Source organism: Duganella sp. GW822-FHT06D06, assembly GCF_058799615.1.
In genome coordinates, this window is the sequence record NZ_JBXALQ010000033.1 from 1 (window position 1) to 23,827 (window position 23,827).

Genomic DNA, 23,827 nt, shown 5'->3' on the forward strand with positions numbered 1-23,827 from the left:
CGGCGCGCCGGCGGCGCGCTGCGCGGCGCCTCGCTGACGCCGCCGCCGTCGCCGCCGAAGCCGGCGCCGGAACGGTGGCCGCCGCCTTGGGCCGAGCCGGCCTGCTGGTTAAAACCGTTGTTCTGGTTGGACATGCCGGCCGAGACGGTGGCGTTGCCCAGCTGGATGCCGGCTTCGCTCATCATTTCGCGCAGCTTGGGCATGGCCGCCTCCAGCGCCTGGCGCACTTCCGGCTGGGCCGAGCTGAAGGCGGCGGTGGCCTGGTCCTTGTTGATGCTCAACACCACCTGCAGCGGGCCGAGGTCGGGCGGATTCAGTTCCATGGTGGCGCTTTGTTCGCCGCCGGCGGCCATGAAGATGATCTTCTGCCCCAGTTGCTGGTCCCAGGCCTGGGTGCCGACACGACTGCTGAGCTTGTCCGTCGGCACGGCGCTGACGGCGGTCTTGGCCGCTTCCAGCGCCGCTTGCGCGCTCGGCGCGATCGTGATGGCCGGGGCGGCTTCCGTCAGCGCCGGCGCCGCTTCGGTCGGCTGGCTGGTCTTGCCGGTGAAGACGGGTTGCAGCGGATCGGCCTGGCGTGGCGTGGCGCGCGCCAGGTTGTCCGGCTGTTCCATGCCGGGGCCGGCCTTGATCGGCGCGGCCGGTTCGGCCGCTGCGGCCGGCGCGGCGTCGGTGGTGTCGGACAGGGTGTCGATGACCGGGCCGTCGGGGATGGCGCTGACCGGCTTGCTGTCGGCCGCGACCGGCTTGGCCGGGGCGGGACTGGCGGCAACGACGGCGGCGGCCGTGGTGCTGGCGGCGGAGGCGGCTTTTGCGGCGGCTGCGGCGGCGACGGCGGCCGCGTCGGTGGCGGTTTGAACGGCCGAGCCGGCTTTCGTCAGGGCGGCCTTGAAATCGGCGGCGGCATGGGCGTTGGCGCCGCCCTGGGCGGTTTTCGCGGTGTCGGGGGCCAGCGTGTCGGCCTCCAGCGTGGCGGCGGGCAGGGTGGCGCTGGCGCTGGCGTCCACCGCGGTGCTGGCTTCGTCGGTGGCGCCGGCAGCGGCGGCGGCGGTCGCGGCGGCGGCGGCAGCAGCAGCAGAGGCGGCCGCCGCGGCCTGGGCGGCCAGATCGGCGGCACTCATGGCGCTGGTGGCGATCGTCGCGCTGGCGTTGGCTGCCGAGCTATCGGTCGCGCTGGCGACCGGCACGGCCGTCGGCGTTGCCGGCTGGTTGAAGGCGGCCACCAGGGCCAGCATGTCGGCCACCGGATCGGCCTGGGCGGCGGCCTGGGCGTCGCTGGCGGCGCTAGCGGCGCTGTCGTCGGCGCTGGCGCCGCTGTCCTTGGCGGCGCTCCTGGCCGGCGCCGGCGCGGCGGGCGCGGCCGGGGCAGCGTTGCTGGCGACGGCCTGGCGGTTGTCGGCCGCGTCGGCCGGCTGGTTTTGCGGCTGGGCCGGCTTGGCTTGCTCCGCCTGCTTGGGCGCGGACGGGCGCGAGGCGGCCGGGCGCTCGGGCGCCTTGGCGCCGAGCTTGGCGTTGCCGCCGGCGTTGGCCTGGCGCTGGTCCATCTCGCGCGACAGCGCGCGCTGGAAGGCGTGGTCGGCGCCGCCGGCATGCAGATTCAGGTTCACCTTGGGCGCCGCCGCTGGGTTGGCGGTCAGGGTAGGAATTTGGAGATTCTGGGTTTGCATGATGGCGCCGTGTCGGTTGGTTGGGTCTAAATAGGTCAGCGTTTGTAGTAGGCCTGCCGTGCTGCGTGTTCGTCCATCTGCTTCTGGTCGCGCTTGTTTTCCAGCTTGAGCGCGTCGGCCGCCGCCCGGTCGTTCAGGGTGGAGTAGGACATGCGCTTGCGTTCGCTGGCCTGCCAGGCGGCCTTTTCCTGCTCGCCGCGGTATTCCGCGTGCTTGATCAGGTCCAGCTGGCCCTTGACCGCCACGTCCAGCTTCTCCATGAAGGCCTGGAAATTGCGGTAAGCCATGGGCGTGATGCCGGCCGCCTGCGCCGCTTCGAAGCGTTGCGCATACTCGTCGCGATAGCCGACCAGCATCTGGTGTTTTTGCCTGGCGTCGTCGACCGCCTTGAGCGCAACGCCGAGCCGCTTGGCGGCATCGTCGGACTCCCGGCGCGCCAGGTCCATCAGTGTTTCAAGTTGCGCTTTGGAAGCCATGGTGGGTCAATTATAGGTGGCTGTTGTCGGCGGCCATCAGTCGAATAGAGAGGTAAGTTGGGCCAAGCTCTCGCCCATGGTCACCCGTTCGCTGATTTGTTGCTGGAGGAAATTCTCGATCCGGTCGTGCAACTGGATGGCCTGGTCGAGCACCGGATCGCTGCCCGGCGCATAGGCGCCGACGCTGATCAGGTCGCGGCTGCGCTCGTAGCGCGAGAACAGCTGCTTCAGGTGGCGCGAGCGGCTCTGGTGCTCGGGCGAGGTGATCGAGTGCATGGCCCGGCTGATCGACTGTTCGATGTCGATCGCGGGGTAGTGGCCGGCTTCCGCCAGGCGGCGGTTGAGCACGATGTGGCCGTCGAGGATGGCGCGCGCCGAGTCGGCGATCGGATCCTGCTGGTCGTCGCCCTCGGTCAGCACGGTGTAGAAGGCGGTGATCGAGCCGCCGCCCATCTCGCCGTTGCCGGCGCGTTCCACCAGGATCGGCAGCTTGGCGAACACCGACGGCGGATAACCCTTGGTGGCCGGCGGTTCGCCGATGGCCAGCGCGATCTCGCGTTGCGCCATGGCGTAGCGGGTCAGCGAATCCATGATCAGCAGCACGTTCTGGCCCTGGTCGCGGAAGTGCTCGGCGATCGCGGTGGCGTAGGCCGCGCCCTGCAGGCGCATCAGCGGCGGCGTGTCGGCCGGGGCCGCCACGACGACGGAACGGGCCAGGCCTTCCTCGCCCAGGATCTGCTCGATGAATTCCTTGACTTCGCGGCCCCGTTCGCCGATCAGGCCGACCACGATGACGTCGGCCTCGGTGTAGCGCGCCATCATGCCCAGCAGCACCGACTTGCCGACGCCCGAGCCGGCGAACAGGCCCATGCGCTGGCCGCGGCCGACGGTCAGCATGGCGTTGATCGAGCGCACGCCGACGTCCAGCGTTTCGGTGATCGGCGCCCGGCCCAGCGGGTTGGCGGGGCGGGTGTTGATCGGCGCGCTGTCGGAGGCGTTCAACGGGCCGAGGCTGTCGAGCGGGCGGCCGGCGCCGTCCAGCACGCGGCCCAGCAGCTCGGGGCCGACCGGCAGGTGGCGCGCGCGGTCGCTGGGGCGGCGGCGCGGATGGGTGACGCTGCCGGGCCGGGGAATGGCCGGCTCGACCGGGAACACCCGGGTGCCCGGCACCACGCCTTCGACATCGCTTTGCGGCATCAGGAACAGCTTGTCGCCTTCGAAGCCGACCACTTCGGCCTCGATCTTGCCGCCGGACGGCAGCGGCACGGTGCAGGCGGCGCCCACGGCCAGCCGCAGGCCGACCGCTTCCATCACCAGGCCGGCCACGCGGGTGACGCGGCCGGACACCTGCATCGGCTCGACAAAGCCGACCAGCGCGCCGCAATCGTGCAAATAGGATTTCCAGCGGCCGGCGTGCGGGCTGGCGGGGGCGGCGGCGGGAGGGGCGACGGCGTCCATGTCAGGCCAGCCAGTCCACTTCTTTGCCGAGCGCGTGGCTCAGGCGCTGCCAGCGGGCGGCGGCGGTGGCGTCGATCTGGTTGCTGGCGGTATCGACCTTGCAGCCGCCGCGGCCGACCTGCGGGTCTTCGACCACGCGCCAGCCGCCCTTGTCGAGCTCTTCGCCGATGCCGCCGCGCACCACGGCGGCGTCGTCCGGATGCAGCACCAGCAGCGCCGGCTGTTGCAGCACCGGCAGGTATTCGATGGCTTCGCGCACGATCGGCAGGATCAGCTCGGGCTTGACCTGCAGCGCGTTCTTCAGCATGCCCTTGGCCAGTTGCAGGGCCAGTTCCAGCACGTCGCTGGCGATCAGCTGGTCGGCCTCCTGCAGCGCGGTGGTGAAGCTGGCGGCCAGGCTGCGCAGGTGCTCCAGCTGCTCGGCCGCGACCAGCCTGCCGGCCTCGATGGCGTCGGCGTGGCCGGCCGCGTGGCCTTCGTCGTAGCCGTCCTGGCGGGCTTGCTCGCGGATCGCTTCGAGCTCCTCAACGGTGGGGTAGTCCAGCGGCGGCGGCAGCGGCGGGCCCATCTCCAGCGCCTCCTGCTGTTCCTGCAGCGCATCCTGCACGCGCTGCTCGGCGTCCAGCTGGGCCTGTTCGGCGTCGCGCTGGCGCTGCTCGGCTTCGCGCTGCGCGATCACCCGCGGACGCTCGTCGCCAAACGAGGTCATCTCCCAGCGCTGGAAGGCCGATTGCTGTTCTTTTGGTAGCAGAGACATTAGACGAAGGAATCCTCACCTTTGCCGCCGAGCACGATCTGGCCTTCGTCGGCCAGGCGGCGGACGATTTGCAGGATCTGCTTCTGCTGGGTTTCGACTTCGGACAGGCGCACCGGGCCTTTCGACTCCAGGTCCTCGCGCATCATTTCCGACGCCCGCGCCGACATGTTCTTGAAGATCTTGTCGCGCAGCTCCTGCGACGCGCCCTTCAGGGCGATGATCAGCATTTCCGACTGCACTTCGCGCAGCAGCAACTGGATGCCGCGGTCGTCGATGTCGATCAGGTTGTCGAACACGAACATCTCGTCCATGATCTTCTGCGCCATGTCGTTGTCGTAGTTCTTGATGTTGTCCATCACCGAGCCTTCCTGCTCGCCCGACATGAAGTTGAGGATCTCGGCCGCCGCGCGCACGCCGCCCAGCGACGATTTCTTGATGTTCTCGTTGCCCGACAACAGCTTGGTGAGCACGTCGTTCAGTTCGCGCAGCGCGGCCGGCTGCACGCCGTCCAGGGTGGCGATGCGCAGCACCACGTCGTTGCGCAGGCGGTCGGTGAAGTGGCCGAGGATTTCGCAAGCCTGGTCGCGCTCCAGGTGGACCAGGATGGTGGCGATGATCTGCGGGTGTTCGTTGCGGATCAGCTCGGCCACGGATTGCGAATCCATCCACTTCAGCGATTCGATGCCGGACGCGTCCTTGCCGCCCAGGATGCGCGACAGCAGCACCGAGGCCTTGTCGTCGCCCAGCGCCTTGGTCAGCACCTGGCGGATGTACTCGTCCGAATCCAGGCCCACGGTGGAGGCGGCCGCGACCATGTCGCGGAAGTTGTCCAAGGTGCCCACCACTTCCTCGTGCGGCACGTTCTTCATGGTCGCCATGGCGGCGCCCAGCTTGAGCACTTCGCGCGGGCCGAGGAACTTCATCACCTCGGCGGCCTCGCTCTCGCCCATGGCCAGCATCAGGATGGCGGCCTTTTGCAGTCCGGTATTCTCAGTCATTTGCGCCTATCCATTCTTTGATCACGTTGGCGACGATGCGCGGATCCTCGGTCGCCAGTTTCTTGGCCATGGCCAGGTTTTCGCGGTAGGAGCGCACGGTGTTTTCTTCCATCTTGCGCAGTTCTTCTTCGGCGATGAGGGCCTCGTCCGGGCCTTCCTCGACCACTTCCTCCGGCTCTTCCGGTTCCGGCTCCGGCGCGTTGATCTCGTCGATCTTCTTGAACACCGGACGCATCATCGGCTTGACGATGCGCAGCACGATGTACAGCAAGATCAGCGCGGTGATCAGGAACTTCGCCAGATCCTTGGCCATCGGCAAGTTGGCCGGATCGCGCCACCATTCCGGCGGCGGTTCGAACGGCTTGTCGACGCCGTCGAACGGCGAATTGGCCACGCTGACGGCGTCGCCGCGGTCCTGGTTGAAGCCCATGGCCTGCTTGACCAGGTCGTTGATCTTGGCCATCTCTTCAGGAGTATAGGCCTTGATGGTGACTTTGCCATCCTTGGCGACGATGCGTTTGTAATTGACCACCACCGCCACCGTCATGCGGCGCAGGCCGCCCATGCCGCGCTGCTCGTAGCGCACGGTCTTGTCGACCTCGTAGTTGGTGGTCGATTCCTTGTGGTTGGGGCCGGTGGCCGTGGTGGCGGCGGCGGCGCCCGGCGGCGTGCCCGGCGCCGGCGCGGTGGCGGTCGGCGAACCGGCGGTCTGGGTCAGCGGCGCGGTGGCGGTGCCCGGCGGCTGGTTCGACAGCGCGCCCGGGATGCCGCCCGGATTGTTGTTGCCGTTGTTGCCGTTGGTTTCGCTGCTCTGCTGGCTGCGGATGGCGGAGGCGGCCGGCGGCGAGTTCGGCTTGTAGGTTTCGGCCGCCTGCTCGATCTGGGAAAAGTCGACGTCGGCGGTGGCTTCGGCGCGCACATTGCCTTCGCCGACGATGGGGATGATGATCGACTCGACCTGCTTGATGACCTGCAGCTGCATGTCCTTGACATACTTGAGCTGGGTCTCGTCCATGTTCTTGGCGTTGAGGCCGGCGCTGCCGTTCTTGCTCTGGTCGGAAATCAGGTTGCCGGCCTGGTCGATGACGCTGACATTGGCCGGCAGCAGTTCCGGCACGCTGGAGGCGACCAGGTGCACGATGGCGGCGGTCTGGGCCGGATCGAGCTGGCGGTTCGGGTGCAGGGTGACGATCACCGAGGCGGTCGGTTTTTGCTGGTCGCGCACGAACACGGACGGCTTCGGCAGCGCCAGGTGGACGCGGGCGTTCTCGATCGCCGCCAGCGACTGGATCGAACGCGCCAGTTCGCCTTCCAGCGCGCGCTGGTAGTTGACCTGTTCCAAGAACTGGGACACGCCCAGCTTCTGGTTTTCCATCAACTCGAAGCCGACGTTGCCGCCCTTGGGCAAGCCCTGGGCCGCCAGTTTCAGGCGGATATCGTGCACCTGCTCGGTCGGCACCAGGATCGCGGTGCCGTTCTCGGAAAACTTGTGCTTGACGTTGAGCTTGTCCAGTTCGGCCGTGATGGCGCCGCCGTCGCGGTCGGTGAAGTTGGAGAACAGCACGCCGTAATCGGGCGGCTTGTTCCACAGCCACAGGCCGAGCAGGATGGCGACGATGGCCGCCGCGCCGGCCGCGCGCAGGAAGTTGCGGCCCATCGGCGTCTGGATGAAGGGCAGTTTCTCGGCTCCGTCATCCGCGGCGTCGGCTGCTGTGTCGTTGTCGATAGTGTCGGCTACGGCCATGATGATAGTTTTCCGGTGCGAGGTTCTAGAGAGGATGAGCCATTATCGCCTGATTGCGGGCAAATCAATCGGCCAAACAGAGCGCCGTTTACGGTCCTGCTCGGCCATGGGGACTGGCCTGGCTCTTGGTATTCTGGCAGCACTGAGAGCGCCGTGCCGTATTGTAACGCCGCGCTCGGCTATGACGTGGGAATTTGTTCCACGGCAGCAACAAGATGGAGAGTGAAATGAAGACAGGTGGAATCGACGGCAGCCAGATCCAGGCCATGATCGCCCAGTTGAAGGCGCACGCCACGCGTCCGGGGCTGACGCCGCCGGTGATCAAGACCGAGGCGCCGGCGGCGACCAGGGTGGAGTTTTCCGACGCGTTGAAGAACGCGCTGGACGGCGTCAACACCAGCCAGGTGAAGGCCGACGAGATGGGCCAGAAATTCGCGATGGGGGACGACAGCGTCAGCCTGTCGGACATGATGATTTCGATGCAGAAGGCCAGCATCAACTTCCAGGCCAGCATCCAGGTGCGCAACAAGCTGGTGTCGGCCTACCACGACATCATGAACATGCAAGTATAAGACCCAGGGTCAAGTCTGACATTCGGACACGAGCTCTGCCGTAACAGCCGCTACGGCAGAGCTCGTGTCCGAATGTCAGACTTGACCCCGGGGTGATGCTGTCGCAGCGCCTTAGGCGGCGCTGCGGGCCTTGCGCCGGGCCGCCACGCCGACCAGCGCCATGCCGGCCAGCAGCATGGCAAACGCTTCCGGTTCCGGAACCGGGCTCAACAGAATAGTGTAGTTGCGGCCGTTGTTACCCCAGCCCCGCGCCATGAACTGGTTGCCGTCATTCACGGCCGAGGCGCCGCCGAGGTTGATGCCGGGGCCAGGCCGCACGTTGCCCACCAGCTCATTCATGCTGTAGCGAACGCCGTTGATGACCGAATACGAGTCGCCGAAGTACGGATTATTGATCTCGGTGCCACGGGCGTTGATATCGGTGGTGATGGTGGTGCCGGTGTACTGCAGTTGGTTATTGCTGAAAACATAGCCGTAATCGTCGGAAACCAGCGGAAAGCCCGTCGAATCCGTGAGGGTGACGCGCTGGTAGCCGACGATCGCGCCACTGTGGGTGAACTTCAACTCGCCGATGCTGGTCTCCTCGATAAACCCCTGCTCCGTCACCACCGTCCCCAGGCCCATGGCGGCGCTCAGGTCGGTCATCACGCCGTTGCTGTACATGAAAGGATGGCGGGAGCCGCTCGCGGTATCCGAGTAGCCGATAATATCGCCGTTGGCGTTGATGCCGGTAACCGAACTGCTGGCGCCGCCCAGCGTGCCGAGATCCTTCATGCCGCCCGCCTGGGTGTAGGCAAAGGCGCGGTCGATGTTGCTGCTGTTGCGAGACGTGCCGACCACTGTGCCGCTGTCGTTGATGCCGGTCGCCTGGCTGGTCTTGCCGCCCAGCGTGCCCAGGTCGGACATGGCGCCATTCTTGTAGAGGAAAGCGTGCGCGGCGCCGTTGATGCCGGTACCGACATAGCCCACCACCTGGTCCAGATTGTTGAGCGCGGTGGCGGTGGAGTAAGCGCTGCCCAGGGTGCCCAGCGCGGTGGTCTGGCTGCCGTTGAACAACGTGGCGACGCCGGTTGACGTCCACGGCTTGGTGTTGAAGACGACGTGTCCGACGTTGTTCAACGCGACGCCTTGGGTATTGTCGCCGCCGATGACGACGGACTTATATTTCGGGGCGGCGGCGAATGCCGGGGCGGCGAAGGTGGCGGCGACGGCGGCGAGCAGCAGTAATTTGCGCATGGTAATCCTTGGGAAGTGGCGGAAGTATTTTGATGCCGAATAATACATATTAATTATATTAAAATATTGACCATTATGGTTGCAATATTAATAAAATTAACCATCTGTACAGCGGGACGGAGGATGGCGCGACGCCGCCGCGCAGGCGCAGGCGGCGCTTGCGTTCGCGCGCCAGGGAATACCGGGAGGGAAGAAGGGGGGGGGCTTACATCAGGCCGGCGATGCGGGCGTTGCGCTCGCGTTCCAGCTTGGTGATGTAGCGCTGCACGTAGGACAGCATGCCGCGCGAGATGTTGACGAATTCGCAGCCCAGACGGCGGTTGGTTTTGTTGTTGAGCAGCGTCAGGTCCAGCGAGTTGCGGATCTGTAGCGAGGTCGCCACCTGGCCCACTTCCGGCAAGTCGATCTTGCAATCGAGGTAGTTGCGGCCGATGGCGTCGCCCAGGATCATCTTGTTGTCCAGGATGGCGATGCCGCCGCAGCTGATGTCGGCCAGCGGGAAGGTGGTGCTGCCGCCCAGTTCTTCCGGCAGCGGGATCAGCACCCGCACCGGATTGGTCACCGGCGTCGAAATCCGGTAGTACTCGCGCCGTTGCAGGCGGATCAGCGTCGGCGGCACGACGATCTTGAACGCCGGATTGCCTTCGAAGCTGGCCGTTTCGATGCGCTCGGCGCCAAACAGGATGCGCACCTTGTCCAGCGTGGTCTCGAACGACAGCCGGCGCGAGGCCAGGATGCGCTTGTTCTGCTCGCGGTCGATCGAGCAATCGAGGTAGACGGCGTTGTGCTGCTCGTCCACGTCCAGGATCGAGGTCACGCAGACGTCGGACTCGCCATGGATCAGCATGCGGATCAGCTGATTCTTTTCGCCGATACCGCGCAGCAAGGAGATGATCTCCTTCCGTGATTCGACTTCAAAATCGTGCCAGTTTTCCAATTCCGCATCCTGAAAGTGTGGGTACATCGGGCGTCAAATTTCCGTAAGGGGGATGCCGCTGTCCGGCGCGGCCGGAAGTGGCAAGCCAGACTTTTGCGCTGATTCAATATGATATAGCCACGCTAATAGTTCCGCAATCGTCCTATAGAGCGTCGGTGGAATTTGTTGATCTAGATCTACATCCATGAGCAGAGATACAAGCTCCTTGGACTCGTGGATGAACACGCCGGCCTCCAGCGCGACGCTGATGATCTGCTCGGCCACCAGTCCGCGGCCCTTGGCCACCACCTTGGGCGCCGGCGCGCCGTTCTCATAGGTCAGGGCCACCGCCTGCTGCAGCGGGCGGCGCGGCAGGTTGTCGGTCATGGCGTTTCCTGGGCTATGGTCAGCGAGGACAGCGGTGCGCCGGCCGCCGCCATCGCCTGCTCCAGCCGGCCGGCGTAGGCGCGCAGGGTGTCGGCGGTGTCGCCGTCGTCGGCTTGTACCTGGATATGCACCTGGCCGCCGACCAAGGTCACCGCCGCCGACACCGCGCCCAGCATCGGGAAGCGGAAGCGCACGCCGCTGCGCCAGATCTGTTCCGGTTCGCCGTCGGCGCCGTTGCCCTCGTCCTGGCGGCCTTCGCGCTGTTCGCGGCGGATTTCCCATTGCATGTGCTGGCCAGGCCACGCCTCGCCGTTCCATTGCACCCGGCCTTGCTCGTGGGTGTGCAGTTGCTGGTTGATCAGTTGGGCGGCGCTCAGGTCGGGACCGCTGGCGGCGGCGCGGGCGGCGCTTTCGCCGCCTTGCAGCATGCGCTGCATCTGCGGCTCGCGCATCAGCTCGGGCAGGGTGCGCTCACCCTTGACCCATTCGGTGACATGCGACTCGTAGAACAGGCCGCTTTGCGAGATGGTGTCTTGCAGTTTTTGCGCCAGCTGCTCGGCGGCCGGCGCGGCGTTGCCGAACAGCGCGCTCTTGCCGACCAGCGCCAGTTGCGCGCCGGCGCTGCCCTGGGCCGTGCTGAGGACGGTGGTCAGCACGCGGGCGGTGTTGCTCAGCGTGGTTTGCGGCGTGTTGGGATCGAGGTCGGGCAATTCGTTGGACGGCGTCAGCGGCGCCTTGCCGAGCAAGCTGGCGGCCAGGCTTTGCGGTTTGACCGCTTCGGCCGGGAGCGCGCCGCCAGCCTGGGCGGCGGCGCCAGCGGCACCGGCAGTCGCGGCGGGGGCGCGGGCACCGGCAGCCGCGGCAGCGGCAGCGGCTGCATCGGCGGCGGCACCGGCCGAGGCCGCTGGCGTGACGGCTGTGCCTGGTGCCGTCGTGGCAGGCGTCGCCGGGTTGGCGGGCGTGGCTGCGGTGGCGGCGGACGCCGGCATGTTGGCGGCACGACCGGGCGCAGCGGCCGGGTTCTCGGCGGTTTCAGCCGCTGCAGCGGCGCCGCCGGCACCTGCCGCTCCCGCCGCGCGTGCTGCGGCTTGCACTGCGGCTTGCGCGGCGCCCGGCGCCGGCGCTGGCGCGCCCCCCGGCGTTCCTGCGGCCGCCGGCGTGCCCGGTTTGAGCTGGCCCGGCAATCCATCCGTTTCGGCCGGCAGTCCCGCTGCGGTGGCCGCGCCGGCGGTGGCCGGCTGGCCAGGCGTGGCGGCCCCGGCCGGCGGGCGGGGCGTGACCGGCGCCGCGGCCGGCGCGTCGTGCGAGGGCAGGGTGGGCGAGTACAGGCCGTCGCCGGCTTCGGCCGGTTCGCTGTAGACCAGCGTGGCCGCGCTGCCGGGGCTGTTATTGCCGAGCTGGAAAGTGGGGCGGGGTTGGGCGGTCAGCACGGTCAGCGGCACTTCGGCGCCGACCTGCACTTGCGGCGGCAGCATCATGCGCACCGCGTGGTCGGCCACCTTGACCAGGAAGCTGCCGTCGTTGAACTTGGACAGCACTTCGGCCGTGACCGACTGTCCGACCAGGCTTTGCAGCGCGCGCTGGAAAGCCGCCTGGCGGCCGTCGCCGACCGGCGCGACGGCGCCGACCTCGGCCGCCGGACCGACCGGCAGGATGGTGACCAAGGGCGGCAACATGGCGCGCCCCTGCTTTAGACGCTGCCGTAGGCGTTGATGACGCGCCGTTCAGTGCCGGTGGAGCTGATCAGTTTGGACAGTTGCGCCATCCACGGCATGGTCAGGTCGCGGATCTGGCGGTCGGCGTTGAGCATCTGGCGGATCAGGTCGATTTTGCGTTCGCGCTCGGCGCCCTGCATCGGCGGCGCCGGTTCCTGCGCGCGCAACGCCTGCACGTGGGCGGCGCAGCGCTGCTCCAGCAGCACCAGCTGGTCCCAGTCGCTGCTGGCGGCGGCCTGCACCATCTGTTCGGTCAGCTCGGCCATGGCGGCGTACACGGAAAGGATATCTTGGCTGGTCATCATGGATCAGGCGCTCGCGAGATTGGTGGGACGGATGCCGGTGGCGGCAGGGGTGTCGGCGATCGCATTCCAGGCGTCGCGCAACTCGGCCAGCAGGCGTTGCACTTCCTCCAGGATGGCTGGATCGTTGTTCAGGTTGGCCGTCAGCAGGCGCGCGCTCATGTATTCGTACAGCGCGTCCAGGCCCTCGGCGATTTCGCCGCCGGCTTTCTTGTCGAGCGCGGCGCGCAGGCCGCTGTCGATGATCATGATGGCCTTGGAGATCGATTTGCCTTTCTCGCCGATATCGCCGTTGCGCATGCCATTGAGCGCGCTGTTCAGCGCCACCATGGCGCCGTCGAACAGCATGACGATCAGCTTGTGAGGACTGGCGGCGACCACGCCGGTTTCCATGCCAACCTTGGCATAGGCGCTGACGCCAGTTTGTCGAGATCCAAACATACTCTGTCTCCTGTTAAAGCGTTCGCGGTTATTGCTTGGCAAGCGCCGCGAACTGTTGCGTCAAGAATGACGCGGTGGTATTCATGCTGGCGATCGAGGTGTCGAGCGCCGTGTATTGCGCGCGGTAGCGCGCTTCGATGTCGCCCAGGCGGGAGGCGAACGCGTCCTTCTGCTTGGCGACATCCTTGACCGAGTTGTTCAGACCGGTGGTGCGGCTGGTGATCGCGCCCTTGGCGCCCAGGTAGCCGGCCGCCAGCGCGTTGAGCTGGTAGGCGTAGCCCTGGGAGAAGCCGAAACTGCCGCGCGAGCCGGTGGTTTCACCGGTGATCGTCAGCTTCAGCCCGTCGACCGGCGCGCCGGGCGAACCGGTCAGGGTCTGGCCGCTGCCGCTGGCGGTGTAGCCGCCTATGGTGCCTGCCACGTCCAGGCCGTCGACCGAGGCGCCGGCGCCGAAGGCGGCCGCGACGTCGGTGCCGGTCGCGCTGGCAACATGGATGTTCGATTTGGCGCCGTAGCTGGTCGAAGCGAGCTTGAGCTTGCCGTCGTCGCCGATAGTGGCGCTGACGGTGGCGCCGGCGTTGGCAAATGCGCTGACGCCGTTGATCGACGATTGCAGTAGCGTGGCCAGTTGGCTGGGATTGTAGCTGCCGGCCGGCAGCGAAATGGTGGCGGTGTTGGCCAGCGTGGCCGGCTTGGTGTCGTTCAGCGTCACGGTCCAGGTGGTGTCGGTATCGATCACGGTTTCAGCCGGCAGCACGGCGGTGCCCTGCAGCGTCCCCTGGGTGGCCAGCTGGGTGATGTTGATCGCGTAGTCGCCGGCTTTGCTGTTGGTGCCGGAGCTGACGAACTTGACGTCCGGATCGCTGCCATGGCCGACCGCCGCGAACAGGCCGGCGATGTCGCTGAAGTTGTTGGTGACGGCTTTCTGCAGCTTGGCGTTGTCCAGGCTGAGCGTGCCGTCCTTCTGGAACGAGATGCCGATCTGCGACAGATTGGTCAGACTGGTGCCCTGCAGGCCGGTGATCGAGGTGCCCAGTTGACGGCGGATCGCGGCCTGCAGATTGCGCAGCGTGGTGTCGCCCAGCAACGGACCGCCGGTCTTGGTTTCCGGATCGTAGGCGCCCAGCTGTGCGATCTGGCCGCTCAAATCGTTGTAGGCCTTGACGAAGCCGTTGACCGAGGTGGTCAGCGAACCGCTGTCCTTGCTCACCGACAGCGACGAACTGCCGACCTTGAGGGCGTTGATGCTGATGCCGCTGATGGCGCCGCTGATGCCGGTGCTGGAACTGGTGACGGCGATGCCGTTGACGGTGGCCAGCGTGTCGGCCGCCGCCGCCTTCTGGCTCAGGTTCTGGACGCCGCCCGGGTCGTAGCCCAGCAGCGTCACCAGGTCCGCTTCCGGCGGATCGCCGCCGGAGCCGGAGAGCGTGATCTTCATGGTCGAACTGGCGCCGGTGGCGGACGAGGTCAGGATCAGGTGGTTCGGTTTGGCGCTGGTGCCGGTGGCGCCGTCCGAGACGATGCTGGCGGTGACGCCGAAGTTGCCCTTGTTGATCGCCGCCATGATGCCCTGCAGCGTATTGTTCGAGCTGTCGATGACGATGTTGCCGCTGGTGCGGCTGGAGTCGGCCGCGAAGCTGGCGCCGAGATAAGCGCCGCCGACGCCGGCGGTGAAGCCGGCCTTGGCGGGATCGGTGCCGCCGACGGTGATCGGGCTGCCATCCGCAGACACCAGCGTAATCGAGCCCACGGCCGTGGTGCTGGAACCGACGTTGGCCGTGCCGCCGTTGCCAATGCCGCCGGTAACGCTGCCGTCGACCGCTTCGGCGATGGCGATGTTGCTGCCGTCGGCGTTGAGAAATTGCAGGTCGCCGCCGGCGGCCGTGCCTTGGACGGTGATGTTGGCGTCGGCCAGCGCGCGCCCAACGGCGGTGCTGGGCGCCAGGGCGGCGTCGAGCGCGGCGGCGGTAACGCCGGCGCCGGCCGCCACGCCGGACGCCTGGGCGGCGATTTCCACGCCGCCGACCGTCAGTTTGTAGGTGCCGCCGCCGCTGGTGTCGACCGCGCCGAAGCTGGAAACGCCGGCGGCGCCGAACAGGGTGGCGTTGGTGGCCGTGGCGGAGGCCTTGGCCGAGACGCCAGTGGTGGTGCTCTTGGCGTTGATGGCGTCAGCCAGCAGGCGCGCGCTGCGGGTGGTGCCGTCGGTGGCGATCGCGGTGTTGTTGATGCTGAGCGAACCCGGCGACAGGCCACCGCTGGACAGGCTGGCGCCGAGCTGGGTGCCGGCGATGCCGAAGGTGCCGCCGCTGGCGGTGCCGAGCGAAAAATTGATGGTGGTCTTGCCGCCCAGGCCGATGGCGGCCGTGGTGCTCTTGTAGCCGGTCGAGGCCAGCGTCTGCGCCTGCGCGATCTGGCTGATGTTGACGCGGTAGTTGCCCGGCTGCGCGGTGCTGCTGGCGGTGGCGGTCATCACCGTGGTGTCGCTGGGCGAGCTGACCAGGGTCTGGAAGCTGGAGACCGAGGTCAGGCCGGCCAGCGCGCTCTGGAACGAGCCCAGCGCGCCGGACAAATTGCCGAACGCGGACACCTTCGCCAGATAGCTGGCCGACTTCTTGTCGTAATCGGCCAGCGGCGCGGATTCGACCGCCATCAGCTTGCTGACGATGGAGTCGACCGGGATGTTCGAGCCGATGCCTGGTGAAGAGATACCCACGTTGCGCTCCTAAGTAAAGCAATAATATAAGACAATATCGGCAGAATCAAACCGGACTTGAGAGGGGAGAATACCTGCCAGTTCAGGCAAAGCTGAAAAAACGGGCAGCGCTCGGCGGCGCAGGGCGTGGCGGGGCGGCGCTATGGCTCCGCAACGGGCGTGGCCCGTCAGATTCGCGGTGGCGGCAATCCTGCTGGCAGGATGCCATGAAGACAGAAAAAGCGGCGCGCGCGAGCGCGGCCGCTTCAGGCGGTTTGCTGGATCAGCAAGCCGGAGGCGCCGGATTTCGATTCCAGCGATTTGGCGATTTCCAGCGCTTCGGGCGAGGGAATCTGGCGCAGCACTTCCTTGGTGGTCTGGTCGATCACTTTGACCACGGTACGCTTGGTGTCGGTATCGACCGAGAACTCCAGGCCCTGCGACTTGGCTTGCGCCGACTTGTTCAGCTGCGATACGGCCTGGTTGACCTGGTCCAGCGTCGGCACGTTGGCCGGGGCCTTGACGGCGGCCGCGGTGTCGACCGCGGTGGCCGGCGCGCGTGTTGCGCCGTGGGCGGCGACCTCGCCGCCGGCGGAGTTGGCCGGGCGGTCTACTGGGCGGGCCTGGGAGGCCGAGCCGATGGTATCGATAGTCATGATGCTTCCTTTGTGAAAAATCCCCGGTTGAATAAATCAACCGGGGAACCTAGTCAGAGTGCGGCTCGTCCGCCGACCCTTCCCCGGATTTTAGCCACGCAGCAGGGACAGCACGCCGTTCGGCAGCGAGTTGGCCTGGGCCAGGATGGCGGTACCAGCTTGTTGCAGGATCTGGCCGCGGGTCAGGTTGGCCGTTTCCGACGCGAAGTCGGTATCTTGAATCCGGCTACGCGAAGCGGACAAGTTCTCCGTTGTCGTGTTCAGGTTCGAGATGGTCGAAGCGAAACGGTTCTGGATCGCACCCAGGGATGCGCGGTTGCTGTTGATCGCGTTCAGGGCCGAATCGATGGTCTTCAGCGCGGCATTCGAGCCGGCGACGGTGCTCACGTCCAGCTTGGCGACCGATTGCAGGCCGCTGGACACAGTGGCTGCTACCAGCGTCGTGCCGGTGCTGCTTGCCGAGAAGCCGCTATCCGACGAGAAGTCCAGATGTCCACCGACAGTAACCGAGGCGCCGGTACCAGCGGTGATGACCGGGGTGGCACCGCTGTTGTCCACGGTGTCGGCGGTGCCGCCGGCGCCGATGGCGATCGCGGTGGCCAGCGTGGCTGCCGTCGAACCGGAAGCTGGCTTGTCCGCGCCACGGATCGTGGCGGCGGCGGCGCCGTTTTGCAGTGCGTCGTTGGCGGCCAGGGCGCCGTTGGTATTTTGCAGGCTGATGTCGTCACCGGCGCTGTTGGTCAACAGAATTTCTTTGGCGGTGCCGGCGGCGTTGGTCTTGATGGTGGCGCTGATATTGGTCGTGCCGGTCTGAGCATTGATTGCCTGAGCCAGCGAGGACAGGTCGCCGCCCTTGACCTGGGCAGCGATCGTGACGGCTTTCGATTCCTTGTCATTGGCGATCGAGTTGGCGCCTCGCAAGGTGAACTGGACCGAGCCGTCACCGATATTCTCCAGCGTGGCGTTGGTGGTTGCGGACGCCGTGACGCCGCTGCTGCTGCTCTGGCTGTTGATGTTGGCGGCGATGACTTTGGCGCTGTCATTGGCCTTGACGTTGACGTTGGTGGTTACGCCGGCACCCGAATTGAAGGTCAGCGTTTCGGCGGCGGCCACGTTGTTTTTGTTGCCGGCGATGGCTTCCGAGATGACGGTGCCGCCGTAGGCCGAGCTCGCGGTGTTGTTGCCGATATCGGTGGCGCGAGCGCTTTGCACGCCGACATTGATGGTCTGGCCGGAGTTGGCGCCGACCTGGAACTGGGCCGAGGTCAGCGAACCGTCCAGCACGTTCTGGCCGTTGAACTGGGTGGTGTTGGCCACGCGGTCCAGTTCGTTCGACAGGGCTGCGACCTCGCCCTGGATCGACTTGCGGTCGGAATCCGAGTTGGTGCCGTTGGCGGACTGGACTGCCAGTTCGCGGATACGTTGCAGCAGATCGCCTGCCGTGCTCAAGCCACCCTCGGCCGTTTGCGCCAGCGAGATGCCGTCGTTGGCGTTGCGTGCTGCCTGGGTATTGCCGCGAATTTGCGAGGAGAAGCGCTCGGAAATCGCCAGGCCGGCGGCGTCGTCTTTTGCGCTGTTGATGCGCAAACCGGAAGACAGGCGTTGCAGGGAAGTCGACAGCGAGGCTTGCGACGTGGTCAGGTTACGTTGCGAATTCAGCGATGCAATATTTGTGTTAATGACTTGTGCCATGATGTTTCTCCAGACTGATACTTCGATTCGGCAATATGCTCAGTTCCCATTGGTCTGCCTCCACGTTCCGAGACATTCAAACCGCTGTTGTTACTGGTAACGGTTGCCCAGTGGGAAAATTAAGGGCTGGAAAGGAGGGATTTTTTCTCTGGCGGGCCTAAAGTTCAACACCCATACCCGTTTAAACGACAGCAATGCCGGAATCTTTAGGGCAAAAATAATTATTTTTCACCCTTGTTTTTGGGCAAAAAAAAGCCCGGCAAGGGCCGGGCCGGGCGCCAACTGATACAGGCAGCGGCTTATTCGGCCACCACCACCCGGTTCTTGCCGGTCTGCTTGGCGGTGTACATGGCCTTGTCGGCGCGCTTGACCAGCTCGGTCTGCTCCTCGTTGGGACGGCGCAGCGCCACCCCGGCCGAGAAGGTGATCAGCACTTTCTCGTTATCGTGCAGGAAGAAGTGCTTGGTCAGCTCGCGCTGCAGGCGGGTCATGGTGCTGGCCGCCGCCTCGACCGAGGTCTCCGGCATCAGGATCAGGAATTCCTCGCCGCCGAAGCGGGCGATCACGTCCATCGAGCGCAAGGTGTCCTTGACGATCTTGACCAGGTGCTTCAGCGCGGCGTCGCCGGCGATGTGGCCGTAGGTGTCGTTGAGCTTCTTGAAGTCGTCGAGGTCGAGGATGGCGATGCACAGCGGCGTGCCGCGGCGGTCGGCGCGCGCGGTCTCGCGCTCGAACACGTCGTCCAGGCCGCGGCGGTTGAGGCTGCCGGTCAGCTGGTCTTCGCGCACCAGCTCGCTCAAATGCTGCAACTTCGCCTCCAGCGCGTGGATGCGGTTCTCGGCGTCCTGCACTTCCTGGCGCGCCAGCACCATCTTGTCGCGCGCCTTCAGCGCCTCGCTCTGCACCAGGCGGGTTTCCTTGAGGACGTCGTCGAGGATGTTGTTGAGCTCGGCGATATTGTCGGCCTTGCTGATCTTTTCCGAATAGCCGCCGATCTTCTCGTGGAAGTCGCCGGTCGAGGCCGCCACTTGGCCGAGGCGGTCGATAAAGGTCATCATCATGTTCTTGACGGTGAGCTTGACGTCCGACAGGCTGTGCTTGAGCTGGCCCTGCTTGTAGATCACTTCCTTCAGGCTGCGGGTGGCTTCCTCCAGCGCGCGCACGTCGATCGGGCCGGTGATCAGGTTTTGCACCGATTCGATCTGGCCGCGCAGCCAGCTGTCGTCGTCCAGCAGTTCGCTGACGTTTTCCAGCAGCAGCTTGAACAGGCGCAGCAGCAGTTCCTGCTGCTCGCCGCTGTCGCCGCCGCGCAGCTCGATCTGGTAGCACAGCTGTTTCAGCCGCACGGCGATCTCGGCCAGCGCCTCCTCGCTGTGGGCCAGCTTGGTGGCCGCGCCCAGCGATTCGGCCTCGGCCACCAGCACCGGCGCGCCCGACAGCAGCGACGCCACCGCGAAGGTCAGGGTGCGGCTCAGCAGGTCGCGCAGGGTGCGGCTGTGTTCGTCCTCGGGCAGCAGGCCGGCCACTTCGATGCCGCCTTTCTTGCCGACGAAGTGTTTTTCCACCAGCTGCGACAGCGCCTTGGCATAGCCTTCCCAGTCGCGCGACTTGACGGCGCGGTTGAAGCGGCGGCCGAAGTCGGCCAGGTCGCCGGTGTTTTCGGTCAGGCGGGTGGCGAACTGGCTGAGCACCGATTCCGGGCCGGGATCGAGCGCGCCGACGGGGGCGGCCGGGGCGGCGGCGACGCCGGCGATTTCGTTGTAGATGTCGCGGTAGGCTTCCGGCGTCGGCGCGATGCGGCGCACGGCCAGGCGCTTGAACGCCTCGCGCGCGATCTCGGCCGGATTCTGCTCGGGAGTGGATGGTTTGCTGGACATCAGATGCGGCCTCGTAAAGGTTTGTTCATTAAACCATAATAAGTCCGAGCGCCGATCGGCATAGCTTGAATAAAAGGCCGGAAGGCATCTTTCATTAGGGCATCAAGCGTAGGCAGAGCGGCAAGCGCGCGGCGATCGCTATCGACCGACTATTCTATCAGCTGGTTTTTGATGGCGTAATGGGTCAGTTCCGCGCTGTTTTTCAGCTTCATCTTGACCAGCAGCCGGGCCCGGTACTCGCTGACCGTCTTCACCGACAGCGACAGTTCCTTGGCGATCATGCCCACCGTCTTGCCGGAGGCGATCATGGTCAGCGTCTGGTATTCGCGGTCGGACAGGGTGTCGTGCGGCGGCGCCTCGTGGTCCTCGCCGACGTGGTTGGCCAGTTCCTGCGCCAGCGCCGGGCTGATGTACTTGAGGCCGCCGGCCACCTGGCGGATCGCCGTCACCAGCTCGCGCGGCGCGCTCTGCTTGGTCAGGTAGCCGGCGGCGCCGGCCTTGAGCGAGCGGATCGCGTACTGGTCCTCGCGGTGCATCGACAGCATCAGCACCGCCAGCTCCGGCTTTTCCTTCTTGATCTGCTTGAGCACCTCGATGCCGCTGCGGTCGGGCATCGAGATGTCGAGCAGCATGACCTGGCAGTCCGACTTGCGGAACAGCTTGATGGCGTCCAGGCCGTTCTCGGCCTCGCCGGCGACGACGATGTCGCGCGTCTCGGCCAGGATTTGTTTCAAGCCTTCCCGCACGATGGCGTGGTCGTCGGCGATGAAGACCTTGATGATGGCTTTTTCTGACATGCGGGTCTCTGCTTCCTCTTTTTACTTTATTTGCTATTTCACAGCAGAAATGTTTTCACCCGCTATTGTAGCGCCGGCGGCGGCCGCGATGAGGGCCGCGCGTTCGGTTTCGCGCTTAATTTTGATCGCCACCACGGTGCCGCCGCCGGCCGCGTGGCTCAGCGCCAACGTGCCGCCCAGCGCGCGCGCCCGTTCGGCCATGCCGCGCAGGCCGAACGAGGCCGGTTTGGCGCGGTCGGCCTGGCGGATGCCGCTGCCGTTGTCGGCGATTTTCAGGCTGATGTGGTGCCGCAGCCGCGCCAGCTTGACGCTGACGCGGGTGGCGCCGGCGTGCTTGGCGATATTGGTCAGCGCCTCCTGGGCGATGCGGAACAGGGCGGTGGCCTGGTCGTTGTCGAGCTCGATCTCGCGCTGGTTGGCGTTGAAGCTGCAGGCGATGCCGGTCTGCTTTTCGAATTCCTTGACCTGCCACTCCAGCGCCGCCGCCAGGCCCAGGTCCAGCAGCGCCGGGCGCAGGTCGAGCGAAATGCGGTGCACGGCGTCGATGGTGCGGTCGACCAGGGCGTCGACGTAGTCGGTGCGTTCGCGCAGCGCCGGGTAGTCGCCGACCTCGTCCAGGCGGGCGGCCAGCATCGCGACCGCCATCTTGATCGCCGTCAGGTTGCCGCCCAGCTCGTCGTGGATTTCGCGCGCGATGCGGCTGCGCTCCTGTTCCTTGACACGCTCGGCGTGCGCGCTCAGCTCGGCCAGGCGGGCGCGCGAGTGGCGCACCTCCAGCTGCTCCTGCTTGCTTTCGCTGATATTGGTCATGATGCCGTCCCAGCGCACCGCGCCGTCGGCCAGCGCGTGCGGCGTGCAGCGCAGGTTGATCCACTTGACGTCCTTCCAGGCGTCGACCCAGATCCGGCCTTCCCAGTTCCAGCTCCACAGCGCGCCGGCCGAGGCTTGCATCGCGTCCAGGTAGGACTTGCGGTCGTCGGCCAGGATCAGCTCGAGGAAGCGGGCGGGGTGTGCGCGCAGTTCGGCCGCCGTCAGGCCCAGCAGCGCCTGGCAGCCGTCGCTCAGGTAGGGGAAGGAGACGCGGCCGTCGGCGTGCAGCACGAACTGGTAGACCAGGCCGGGCGTGTTGGAGACGATGGCGTCGAAGCGCGCGCGCACCTGTTCCAGTTCGTCGGCCAGGGCCGCGCTGTCGGGGTGGGGGAGGGAGGCTGCGCTCATGATGATGATATCAATTGTAGGTAGGGTTAGCGGGCGCGCCAGCGCGCGCGGAAGCGCCGCAGCAGGCGGCGGAAGCGCGCCAGCCAGCTGCGCGGCGACGGCACGGCGTGCTGGCGCCAGTGGCGCCAGGCCTGGGCCAGCGCGCCGACGCGGCGCCAGGCGCGGGTGGCGCGCAGCCGTTCGAGCCAGCGCTGCTTCAGCGCCAGGAACCAGTGCAGCAGCCGGGCGAACCAGACGATGGTCATCAGCACCGGCCGCGTCAGCAGGAAAATGCGCGCCACCGCCGCCGCGCCGACCAGCTTGGCCAGCACGATGACGAGCAGGCCGAGCGGCGCGTGGCCGTGCGCCATCGCCCACAGCGCCAGCAGCTTGACCGGGAACAGCAGCATGGCCGGCAGCACGAACAGCGCCAGCGCCGCGTGCGGGCCCAGCGAGCAGATCCAGGCTTCCAGCCGGTGCAGCGGCGGCCAGGACGAAAGGCGGCGCAGCACGCGCATGCCGAGGTCCCACAGCCAGTCCTCCAGCAGCAACAGCAGGGCGGCCAGGTAGACCAGCGGGGCAAACAGCGAGCGGCAGAAGCGGCGGAAGAGTTTCATCGTTGAAGCGTTGTTCTATCGTTATCATCATACGTGAAAGCATCGTCGGCGCGGGGAAAAACACCGAACGTGCACAACAGCCCCGGCGACGCACGAAGCCGTTACAATAGCCCGCATGAACAAAGCATTTGTCAAAGAGTCGGACCAGGACGACGACGAGGAAGCCGCGGCGCTGGCGTTGGCGATCCCGGCCGGGTCGAAGAACTATATCCGGCCGGAAGGTTATCAGCGCATCAAGGAGGAGCTGCTGCAACTGATCGACGTCGACCGGCCGGAGGTGGTGCGCATCGTGCACTGGGCCGCGTCCAACGGCGACCGCTCGGAAAACGGCGACTATATCTACGGCAAGCGGCGGCTGCGCGAGATCGACCGCCGCATCCGCTTCCTGACCAAGCGCATGGACTCGGCCGCCATCGTCGACCCCAGCGTGCACCACGGCAGCGACCAGGTGTTCTTCGGCGCCACCGTCACCTATTGCAACCAGCTGGACGAGACGCGCACCATCACCATCGTCGGCATCGACGAGCTCGATCCATTGAACGGCAAGATCAGCTGGGTGGCGCCGGTGGCGCGCGCGCTGACCAAGGCGAGGGAAGGCGACGTCATCACCTTCCAGGCGCCGCACGGCATCGAGGAGCTGGAAATCCTCGAGGTGACGTATCCGGCCCCGGCTGCCGATTAGTCTACGCCGCCGGGCTTGCTTGCTGGCGCTGCTGTGCTGGCAGACGCAGGCGGCGGCGCTGGATCGCTATGTCATCGACCTCAATTCCAGCAAATCCGATTACAACGACAGTCATATCCAGCGCCTGCTGACGGCGGCGCTGGAGGCCTCGCGCGCCAAGTATGGCGCGTTCGAGGTGAGGATCTCGACGCTGCGGGTGCAGCGCGACCGGCTGATGCTGGAGATGATGAGCGGGCGCGACGTCAACCTGAGCGCGCAGGTGACGTCGCCGGAGTGGGAGCGGCAGTTGATCCCGGTGCGGATCCCGGTGGACAAGGGCTTGTCGGGCTACCGCATCGCATTGATCGACGGCCGCGACCAGGCCGAGTTCTCGAAGGTGCGCACCTTGGCGCAGCTCAAGGCCAAGAGCCTGGGCGCGGGGCGGCAGTGGAGTTCGACGGCGGTGTTGGTGGGGGCCGGCTTCACGGTGCAGACCGGCGCGACCACCTCGGGCCTGCACCGCATGCTGGCGGCGCACCGTTTCCAGTATTTTCCACGCTCGATCGACGAGGCGCTGTTCGAGCGCGACGCATATGCGCCGGGGTTTCCGCACTTGGAGGTCGAGCGCAGCTTTGCGATCTATGTGCCGCTGCCGCGCTACTTCTTCATCGGCGGGCAGCCGAGGCTGGCGCAGCGGCTGGAGTACGGACTGCAACTGCTGATCGCGGACGGCCGCTTCGACCGGATCTTCCATGAGTTCTACGACGGCCTGATCGAGACGGCGGGCCTGCGCTCACGCCGCGTCTTCAAGCTGGACAATCCACTGCTGTCCCCGCAAACGCCGCTGGCCAACAAGGCCTATTGGTACGATCCGTTCGAGCATCAAAAATAAACCCCGGGGTCAAGTCTGACATTCGGACACGAGCCCTGCCGTAACGGCCGTTACGGCAGGGCTCGTGTCCGAATGTC

Annotated in this window: 22 protein-coding genes; 3 read left to right on the forward strand and 19 right to left on the reverse strand. The window is 66.3% G+C overall.

The window, feature by feature from the left end; all coding sequences use genetic code 11:
* The 6 genes from AC1RMD_RS30465 to fliF form a co-directional block, all read right to left on the reverse strand.
* Nucleotides 1-1,667: flagellar hook-length control protein FliK (locus AC1RMD_RS30465; RefSeq protein WP_492932480.1), on the reverse strand; the 1,667-nt coding region annotated here is incomplete at its 3' end.
* A gap of 35 nt (nt 1,668-1,702) precedes the next feature.
* Nucleotides 1,703-2,143 (reverse strand): flagellar export protein FliJ, encoded by a 441-nt coding sequence (gene fliJ / locus AC1RMD_RS30470; protein ID WP_492932482.1) that lies wholly within the window; start codon nt 2,141-2,143, stop codon nt 1,703-1,705.
* Between the two features lie 36 nt (nt 2,144-2,179).
* Nucleotides 2,180-3,601, reverse strand: a complete 1,422-nt coding sequence (fliI, locus tag AC1RMD_RS30475; RefSeq protein ID WP_492932484.1) for a flagellar protein export ATPase FliI — start codon at nt 3,599-3,601, stop codon at nt 2,180-2,182.
* A 1-nt stretch (nt 3,602) separates the two neighbouring features.
* Nucleotides 3,603-4,358, reverse strand: a complete 756-nt coding sequence (locus AC1RMD_RS30480; protein ID WP_492932486.1) for a flagellar assembly protein FliH — start codon at nt 4,356-4,358, stop codon at nt 3,603-3,605.
* On the reverse strand, nt 4,358-5,356 hold the full coding sequence (gene fliG, locus AC1RMD_RS30485; RefSeq protein ID WP_008451337.1) for a flagellar motor switch protein FliG: 999 nt from the start codon (nt 5,354-5,356) through the stop codon (nt 4,358-4,360). Before fliG ends, AC1RMD_RS30480 begins: the two co-directional genes overlap by 1 nt.
* Nucleotides 5,349-7,100 (reverse strand): flagellar basal-body MS-ring/collar protein FliF, encoded by a 1,752-nt coding sequence (gene fliF, locus AC1RMD_RS30490; protein WP_492932488.1) that lies wholly within the window; start codon nt 7,098-7,100, stop codon nt 5,349-5,351. Before fliF ends, fliG begins: the two co-directional genes overlap by 8 nt.
* 227 nt (nt 7,101-7,327) lie before the next feature.
* Between fliF and fliE the strand changes: the two genes are divergently transcribed.
* Entirely contained in the window at nt 7,328-7,672 is a 345-nt protein-coding gene (gene fliE / locus AC1RMD_RS30495) for a flagellar hook-basal body complex protein FliE (protein ID WP_492932491.1), read from the forward strand.
* A 111-nt stretch (nt 7,673-7,783) separates the two neighbouring features.
* Here fliE and AC1RMD_RS30500 read toward each other — a convergent pair whose 3' ends face one another.
* The 13 genes from AC1RMD_RS30500 to AC1RMD_RS30560 form a co-directional block, all read right to left on the reverse strand.
* Nucleotides 7,784-8,908 carry a PEP-CTERM sorting domain-containing protein gene (locus AC1RMD_RS30500; RefSeq protein WP_492932493.1) on the reverse strand — a complete coding sequence of 375 codons (1,125 nt, stop codon included), beginning with the start codon at nt 8,906-8,908 and terminating at the stop codon, nt 7,784-7,786.
* A gap of 205 nt (nt 8,909-9,113) precedes the next feature.
* Nucleotides 9,114-9,872: a flagellar brake protein gene (locus tag AC1RMD_RS30505; RefSeq protein ID WP_492932495.1), complete on the reverse strand. Its 759-nt coding sequence runs from the start codon at nt 9,870-9,872 to the stop codon at nt 9,114-9,116.
* Nucleotides 9,873-9,878: 6 nt separating this feature from the next.
* Nucleotides 9,879-10,211: an EscU/YscU/HrcU family type III secretion system export apparatus switch protein gene (locus AC1RMD_RS30510; RefSeq protein WP_492932497.1), complete on the reverse strand. Its 333-nt coding sequence runs from the start codon at nt 10,209-10,211 to the stop codon at nt 9,879-9,881.
* The gene (fliK, locus tag AC1RMD_RS30515; RefSeq protein WP_492932499.1) at nt 10,208-11,887 is read right to left on the reverse strand and encodes a flagellar hook-length control protein FliK; all 1,680 of its coding nucleotides are present in this window, start codon (nt 11,885-11,887) and stop codon (nt 10,208-10,210) included. The genes AC1RMD_RS30510 and fliK overlap by 4 nt, the downstream gene beginning before the upstream one ends.
* 14 nt (nt 11,888-11,901) lie before the next feature.
* Entirely contained in the window at nt 11,902-12,231 is a 330-nt protein-coding gene (locus tag AC1RMD_RS30520) for a flagellar protein FliT (RefSeq protein ID WP_492932501.1), read from the reverse strand.
* Nucleotides 12,232-12,234: 3 nt separating this feature from the next.
* Entirely contained in the window at nt 12,235-12,669 is a 435-nt protein-coding gene (gene fliS, locus AC1RMD_RS30525; RefSeq protein ID WP_492932503.1) for a flagellar export chaperone FliS, read from the reverse strand.
* A gap of 28 nt (nt 12,670-12,697) precedes the next feature.
* A complete protein-coding gene (fliD, locus tag AC1RMD_RS30530) occupies nt 12,698-15,382 on the reverse strand; it encodes a flagellar filament capping protein FliD (protein ID WP_492932505.1) in 2,685 nt (894 codons plus the stop codon).
* 245 nt (nt 15,383-15,627) lie between these two features.
* The gene (locus tag AC1RMD_RS30535) at nt 15,628-16,017 is read right to left on the reverse strand and encodes a flagellar protein FlaG (RefSeq protein ID WP_492932507.1); all 390 of its coding nucleotides are present in this window, start codon (nt 16,015-16,017) and stop codon (nt 15,628-15,630) included.
* 90 nt (nt 16,018-16,107) lie between these two features.
* Nucleotides 16,108-17,709, reverse strand: a complete 1,602-nt coding sequence (locus AC1RMD_RS30540; protein WP_492932508.1) for a flagellin N-terminal helical domain-containing protein — start codon at nt 17,707-17,709, stop codon at nt 16,108-16,110.
* Nucleotides 17,710-18,008: 299 nt separating this feature from the next.
* Complete coding sequence (locus AC1RMD_RS30545; RefSeq protein WP_492932510.1) at nt 18,009-19,586, reverse strand: GGDEF domain-containing protein; 1,578 nt, start codon at nt 19,584-19,586, stop codon at nt 18,009-18,011.
* 149 nt (nt 19,587-19,735) lie between these two features.
* Nucleotides 19,736-20,383: a response regulator gene (locus tag AC1RMD_RS30550; protein ID WP_116990377.1), complete on the reverse strand. Its 648-nt coding sequence runs from the start codon at nt 20,381-20,383 to the stop codon at nt 19,736-19,738.
* 33 nt (nt 20,384-20,416) lie between these two features.
* Nucleotides 20,417-21,601: a sensor histidine kinase gene (locus AC1RMD_RS30555; protein WP_492932512.1), complete on the reverse strand. Its 1,185-nt coding sequence runs from the start codon at nt 21,599-21,601 to the stop codon at nt 20,417-20,419.
* 26 nt (nt 21,602-21,627) lie between these two features.
* Nucleotides 21,628-22,197: a hypothetical protein gene (locus tag AC1RMD_RS30560; RefSeq protein WP_492932514.1), complete on the reverse strand. Its 570-nt coding sequence runs from the start codon at nt 22,195-22,197 to the stop codon at nt 21,628-21,630.
* A 115-nt stretch (nt 22,198-22,312) separates the two neighbouring features.
* Here AC1RMD_RS30560 and greB point away from each other — a divergent pair, with 115 nt between their 5' ends.
* Together greB and AC1RMD_RS30570 are read left to right on the forward strand one after the other, a co-directional pair.
* A complete protein-coding gene (greB, locus tag AC1RMD_RS30565; RefSeq protein ID WP_492932516.1) occupies nt 22,313-22,879 on the forward strand; it encodes a transcription elongation factor GreB in 567 nt (188 codons plus the stop codon).
* A gap of 19 nt (nt 22,880-22,898) precedes the next feature.
* The gene (locus AC1RMD_RS30570; RefSeq protein ID WP_492932518.1) at nt 22,899-23,750 is read left to right on the forward strand and encodes a hypothetical protein; all 852 of its coding nucleotides are present in this window, start codon (nt 22,899-22,901) and stop codon (nt 23,748-23,750) included.
* Nucleotides 23,751-23,827: the final 77 nt, after the last annotated feature.